This window comes from Microbacterium sp. B35-30, assembly GCF_010634855.1.
Taxonomy (GTDB): Bacteria; Actinomycetota; Actinomycetes; order Actinomycetales; family Microbacteriaceae; genus Microbacterium.
The window spans coordinates 1-6,643 of record NZ_MWLQ01000062.1 but is presented as its reverse complement, the minus strand read 5'-3'; the positions used below and the strand labels follow the sequence as shown (position 1 = coordinate 6,643).

5 protein-coding genes are annotated in these 6,643 nt (G+C 67.7%); 3 read left to right on the top strand and 2 right to left on the bottom strand.

From position 1 onward, the window contains the following. Positions 1-323: 323 nt before the first annotated feature. Positions 324-1,364, bottom strand: coding sequence for a beta-propeller fold lactonase family protein (locus B2K11_RS20235; protein WP_163620894.1), 1,041 nt, complete (start codon positions 1,362-1,364; stop codon positions 324-326). A gap of 56 nt (positions 1,365-1,420) precedes the next feature. After that, positions 1,421-2,779 (bottom strand): D-alanyl-D-alanine carboxypeptidase, encoded by a 1,359-nt coding sequence (locus B2K11_RS20230; RefSeq protein ID WP_163620893.1) that lies wholly within the window; start codon positions 2,777-2,779, stop codon positions 1,421-1,423. A gap of 580 nt (positions 2,780-3,359) precedes the next feature. On the opposite strand from B2K11_RS20230, the gene B2K11_RS20225 reads away from it, so the two are divergent. The 3 genes from B2K11_RS20225 (at position 3,360) to B2K11_RS20215 (ending at position 6,611) form a co-directional block, all read left to right on the top strand. Further along, complete coding sequence (locus B2K11_RS20225; RefSeq protein WP_239526300.1) at positions 3,360-4,223, top strand: sugar ABC transporter permease; 864 nt, start codon at positions 3,360-3,362, stop codon at positions 4,221-4,223. Further along, positions 4,223-5,173, top strand: a complete 951-nt coding sequence (locus tag B2K11_RS20220) for a carbohydrate ABC transporter permease (RefSeq protein WP_163620891.1) — start codon at positions 4,223-4,225, stop codon at positions 5,171-5,173. Before B2K11_RS20225 ends, B2K11_RS20220 begins: the two co-directional genes overlap by 1 nt. Positions 5,174-5,243: 70 nt before the next feature. Then, on the top strand, positions 5,244-6,611 hold the full coding sequence (locus B2K11_RS20215; protein ID WP_163620890.1) for an extracellular solute-binding protein: 1,368 nt from the start codon (positions 5,244-5,246) through the stop codon (positions 6,609-6,611). Positions 6,612-6,643: the final 32 nt, after the last annotated feature.

The following is a 6,643-nucleotide window of genomic DNA, read 5'->3' as shown; positions in this document are numbered from 1 at the left end:
CTCGCCAGCTCGGCAGGCAACGCGTCGTCACCGGGGACACCGGGGGAATCGAACGCAGGGGTGCCAGACATCACGACTCGCAGACCAGAGCGGAACAGAAAACGGGAGATCCCGGCGCCCCAGCGCCGCGCACCCTGCCACCATCCCCGCGGCTCCGGCCGCACCCACTCCACCGCCCCGATCACTCGGAGCCCACCCACGTCATCGAATCTCTGAACTACACACTATCGCTGAAGTGAGTAGCAAGCAAGAACAAATATACGAAGACGGCGCACGGCCATCATCTCAGCTCCCGAGATGGCGGTGGCCCGGCGCGCTCGAGATCACACGAAGCGCACCCAGTTCGCCCCGCGACCGGTCTCGGCGCGACGGAGCAGATCGAGGCGGTCATCGTCGACGGAGTAGAGGGAGATCGTCGTCGAGCCCTCTCCCGCCGCAATCAGGTGTGCGCCGTCCGGGCTGAGCGCGAAGCCCCGCGGCTGCGGCTCGGTCTCAACGAACCGCTCGGGAGCCGACACGGAGCCATCCTCCGCGACCGATACCGCGCCGAGCGTGCTCTCCGTCCGCTCCGAGCACCACAGGCGGCGGCCGCCGTCGCCGAAGTGCAGGTCGGCGCCCCAGATGAGGTGCTCTGCGCGCGGATCGGCCCCGAAGCGGCTGTGGCGAAGGCCCTTCGACGGGTCGAACGCCTCTGCGGCGTCCCGGAGCTCGAGCGTTCCCGCCTCGGCGTCGCGTGCGAAGTGGAGCACCTGCCCCGAGAACTCGGTCAGCACGTAGACAGCGTCATGCGCCTCGTTCAGCACGAGATGCCGGGGACCGCTGCCGTCGGGCGCGGCGACCGTCGCCGGCGCCAGCGCGACGAGCCGCAGGTCGTCGGTGAGCGCATACTGCGCGACCAGATCGGCGCCGAGCGACACGAAGTATGCGAATCGGCCGTCCGCGCTCGGCAGCACCGAGTGCAGGTTGGGGAACTCGATACGGGACACGGGGTCGCCGACGACACCATCGGCGACCGCGCAGCTGATCCCGTAGCCGCCGCCGTAAGAGGCGCCTAGGAGACCCGCGCCGTCCCGGCACAGCGCGAGATAGTTCATGCCGCCGTCCGGAAGATCGAGCCGCGACACGGGGTCCAGCCGTCCGGTCTCGCGGTCCAGTCGCAGCGTCACGATGCCCGCCGGCTCGGCATCCGACCCGCCCTTCACCGCCGCGTACACGAGGTCACGAGCCGAGTCCACAGCGAAGGACGAGCAGCCGGCAAGGCCCTCGCTCACCGCGAGCCGCTCGATCGAATCGCCCGAGAGTCGGAAGGTGCTGATGCTGCCGTCGCCCGCGTTGGCCACGAGCACGAGTGAGGAGTCGGTCATGCACCGATCGTAGGCGCGACGTCCCACGCTTGCCGGAGTCCCCGCCCCCCGAATCGCTAGTCGACGAGCTCGGAGGGGTGGGTCAGGCGCCACCACTCGGTCGGGGGGATGATGCTTCCGGCGATCTCGAGCGGGACGGTCGTCGTGTTCGGACCCGCGGTGTACGTGATGCTTCCGACGACTTCGCCGTCCTCGTAGGTCTTCGGCGTCGTCGTCTGCATCGTCGCCGTGATCGGGGTGTCGGACCAGGTGAAGATCGACGCGTCGCCGGCGACGATCATCCGGGCGGTCGAGCCCCATGGCGTCGAGTAGGACCCGACTTCGAGGCCCCGCGACACGAGGGGCACCTGCTGGAAGCCCGCCCGGATGCTGTCGAGCGTGCGGATGACGTCGCTGTTGAGCGACTCGCGGGTCGCTCCGCCCATCGCGACGCCGACGACGGCCAGCGGCTCGGCCGCGCCCACATCCAGCGTCGCTGAGTACAGCAGGTTGTAGCTGTCCTCGCCCAGGTTGCCGGTCTTCAGTCCGGTGATCCCATTGACCCCGAGCAGCGTGTTCGTGTTGGACATCCCTCCGGGACCGGGCAACGACAGCGAGGGGGTCGCTGCGATGCTCGCGATCGTCGGATGGGCGAGGGCGAGCTTGCCGATCGTGAGGAGGTCGGCGGGCGTGCTGGTGTTGCGGGAGCTGATGCCTGTCGGCTCGACGACGGTGGTACCGGTGAGGCCGTGGGCGGCGAGCCACCTCCGGGCCGCGTCGAGGAAGGCGCCCTGGGAGCCGAACGCCCAGGTCGACACGGCCTCGGCGTAGTTGCTGGCCGACGGGATCAGCATGGTGGCCAGCGCGTCGCGCAGCGACATCGTGCTGCCCCTCGGCATGCGGGCGATCGTGGCGCCCATCACGTAGTACTTGTCGTAGAGGTCGTGATCGGCCTTGTCGAAGGTGATCGTCGGCCCTGGGTCGCTCGCGTCGGCGAGCGGCTTCGCATCCAGAATGACCATCGCGGTGATCAGCTTCGTGATGCTGGCCATGGAGCGGGCTTCAGCGGTTCCCGAGGTCGCCCAGATCCCGCTCGCGGTCGGACCGAGGTAGGCGTCGCCGCCTGAGACGCTGATGGCCGCGGCGCCCTGCGACGGAAGGGCGAGAGCGGCGGCAGCAGGCGCCGCCGCCACGGGGGTGCTCGCCACCACGGCCTCGGGCGCGGCCAGCGGAGCGTTCAGCGCCCAGCCGACGTACGCTCCCGACCCGCCGAACAGGAGGGCGAACACGACGGCCGTGATGATCCAGCCACGGCGGCGACGGGCCCGTCGCATTCTCGGATCGATCCCGTAGCCGCGCCCGGGGAACTCCTCCTCGCGCCGCATGAGGTCGGCGAACTCCGACAGCTCGTCGGGCGTCTGCTGGTCTGTCGTCATCGGGCGAACGCAGGGACGAGGCCGGTGCGGAAGGCCGACGAGCTCATAGGATGCGAGTCGCCGAGACCAACCATGAGGCCACACTCTCATGAGTGTTGCGAGGACGCATCGTCGGATGCCGAGCTGTGGATAACGTGAGCCTGCCGTCGCCGCGGCCGGAGAAGCACAGGAGACGGCTCTCGCGCAAGCCCGTGGATCGCCGCGCCGCGGCGTGCCTAGCATCGCCCCATGAGCGCCCCTGACGCCGGCGGCCGGGATGCTGGTGTGCCCAGTGCCGAGGCTCCGCAGCCGCCGAGCACCCCGTTGTGGGCCGTTGACGCACAGACGTATAGTCACTGGCGTCTGGTAACGATGCCACATCTCGACGTGGAGACGACATGACGGACACGATTCGTCCGCGGACCTCGCCGAGCGAGGACTCGCGATGAGCATCACGACGCCGCAGAACGACGCCGTCGTCGAGGCGCTGCACGAGGCGTCCGAGGGGCGGGAGAGTCGTGGTCGCGCGCGCCTTCGCCGCAGCGAGCGGCCACGCAAGGTCAAGGTGCATTACGACAAGCGCGAGGCGCTGGCCGGCTACATGTTCATCTTGCCGTGGGTCATCGGCTTCCTCGTCTTCACGGCGGGAGCGATGGTGTACAGCCTGTACATCTCGTTCAGCAACTACAACCTCGCGACGAACACGGCGAGCCCGGTGGGATTCGACAACTACGCCAGGCTCTTCGAAGACCCCCGCGTCGGCGTCTCGCTGGCGAACACGCTCTTCTACGTCGTGATGGCGGTGCCGCTCGAGATCATCTTCGCCCTGATCCTCGCGATGCTGCTCGACCGCGCGGCGCGGGCGGCGGCGGGCTTCTGGCGCACGCTCTACTACCTGCCGAAGATGACGCCCGCCGTGGCGACGGCCGCGGTCTTCTTCCTCATGCTCAACGGCAACACCGGTGCCATCAACCAGTTCCTGCGGTTCTTCGGCATCGAGGGCCCGCAGTGGCTCGTCGATCCGGCGTGGGTGAAGCCGAGCATCGTGATCATGACACTGTGGACGGTCGCCGGCACCATGGTGATCTTCCTCGCGGCGCTGAAGAACGTGCCGCAGGAGCTCTACGAAGTCGCGGCGCTCGACGGCGCCGGGCCGATCCGGAAGTTCTTCTCGATCACCCTGCCGATGATCTCGGGCGCGATGTTCTTCAACGTCATCGTGCTCTCGATCGCCGCGTTCCAGGTGTTCGACCAGGCCTTCCTGCTGTTCTGGCGAGATCAGAGCAACTCCTCGCCCGAGGCATCCCTGTTCTATGCGATCTATCTGTTCCAGCAGGCGTTCCGTCAGTTCAACTTCGGCTTCGCCGCCGCCATGGCCTGGCTGCTCTTCGTGATCATCATGATCATCACGGTCATCCAGGTGAAGTTCGGCAACAGATTCGTCTACTACGAGGGGGATCGCTGATGTCGGCATCGCTGCAGACCCCGGGCGTCGCCCAGCCGGTTCCCGAAGCGGCGGCCGCCGCGGTCGCGGCACCCCAGCGCTCGCGCTGGCGGCGCCGCTTCGCCCGCCCGAAGTCGCTCGTGGGCCGCATCTTCCTGGCGATCGCCCTGATCGGCTTCGGGATACTGTTCCTCTACCCCTTCGTCTGGCTGCTGTCGGCGAGTCTGAAGCCGCGCGGCGAGGTGTTCGACAACGCGCTCATCCCCAACACGTGGATGCCCGAGAACTACGTCGAAGTGTGGAACCAGCTTCCCCTCCTCAGCTGGATGTGGAACAGCGTCGCCATCGCGGTGCTGGCGGCCGGAACAGTGGCGATCTCGAGCTCGATCGTCGCGTTCGGGTTCGCCTACTTCAAGTTCCCGGGTCGCACCCTGCTCTTCGGTTTCGTGCTCGCCACGATGATGCTGCCGGGCGCCGTCACGATGATCCCGATCTACCTGATCTGGAAGGAGACGGGACTCCTCGGCACGTGGGTGCCGCTATGGGGGATGAACCTGTTCGGCTCGGCGTTCTACATCTTCTTGCAGCGTCAGTTCTACCTGGGTCTGCCCAAGGAGCTGTTCGAAGCGGCGCGGCTCGACGGCGCGAGCTACTGGGGGCTGTTCTGGCGCATCGCGATGCCGCTGTCGATCCCGTCGTTCATCATCGTGTTCCTCTTCGAGTTCCAGGCCAGCTGGAACAACCTGCAGGCTGCCCTGATCTACCTCAACGCCGGCTCGGTCGACGAGTTCACCGCACCGCTGGGGATCGCCTACGCCATGACGAAATACAGCCCGACCGCGGGAGGTCAGGGCGACTACCAGTACGTCATGGTGGCGTCGTTCCTGGTCACGCTGCCGATGCTGATCATCTTCGCGTTCGGGCAGCGGTACTTCATCGAGGGGGTGGCGACGCAGGGCAGGAAGGGATGAGACGGATGCCGCGTCGCGGCTGATCTCGATTCCACAACGTACACACAACACCGGATCGAAAGGGAAACCGATGCGCAAGCGCTTGATCGGAATCGCCGCTCTCGCGGCATCCGCTGTCCTCCTCGCCGGCTGCGGAGGCGGCGGGAACGGCGGCGGCGGCACGGGCGGTGACGTGGACTTCGAGGCCGAACCGACCGGGGCCCTGTCGGCGTGGGGCTTCGAGAACGCCGACGACGTCGGCCAGTCACGCCTCGACTACGCCGAGGAGCAGCTGAGCGACGTCGAGGTCGAACTCGATGCGACCGCCTTCGACGCGCAGAAGTTCACCACGCGCATCGCGAGCGGCGACGTGCCCGACGTCGTGCAGATGGATCGGCGCTACGTCACGCAGTACGCGGCGCAGGACCTCATCATCCCGCTGGACGCGTGCTTCGAAGCGCAGGGCGTCACGCCCGACGACTACTGGTACCCGTTCGTCGTCGACGATGTGCGCTACGACGACGGGGTCTGGGCGGTGCCGCAGTTCTACCAGCCGCCGGCGATCATCCTGAACAAGCGCGTGATGGACGAGGCGGGCGTCATCACCGAAGAGATCGACACCTCCAATCCGGAAGCGCTCCTCGGCGCGATCGACAAGATGTACCAGGAGTCGGGCGGCGTTCCGTCGCGTCTGGGGTTCGATCCGGTGTCGACCGGTCAGGGCGCGCTGTGGATCCTCGGCATGGGCGGCCAACTCATCGACGACGAGGGCGCCCCCACGCTCGACGACCCGAGCAACATCGCCGGCATCGACATGCTCAAGCAGATCAACGACGCACAGGGCGGCTACGCCTCGGTGAAGAGCTTCACCGACTCGTTCGACACCTTCGGCGAGAACAACCAGTTCGTCGCCGACCAGGTCGGGGCGCAGGTCAACGCCCAGTGGTACCCGAACGTGCTGTCGCCGTACGTCGAGCAGATCCAGATCGAGGCGGTGCCGTTCAAGGACAGCGAGGGCAACCCCTTCTCCGTCGCCGGCGGCACGGCCTTCGTCATCCCGGTCGGTGCCGAGAACCCCACCGCAGCCTGCGCGTGGATGATCGAGCTGACCAGCGAGGATGCTTGGAACGCGGCCGGTGAGGCGCGCGCCGCGACGCGCGAGGAGGACGGTGGCATCAACACCGGCCTGTTCACCGGCTCGCCGGGCCCGGACCAGTCGATCCGCGAGCAGCACGTCGTCGAGACCGGCAACGCCGGGTTCGACCAGACCATCACGACGTACTACGACGTGCTGGACTACGGTCAGTCGTTCGGCTCCTCGCCCGCAGGGCAGGACATCCAGAACGAGCTGAACAACGCCATCACCGCGGCGCTCCTGGGCGACAAGACGCCCGAGGAGGCGCTGGCCGACGCACAGGAGGCGGCCATGCGGGCGTACGACAACGCGACGGCCGGCTGACCGGCAGCGCGCAGTTCCTGGGGGGGGCGGGG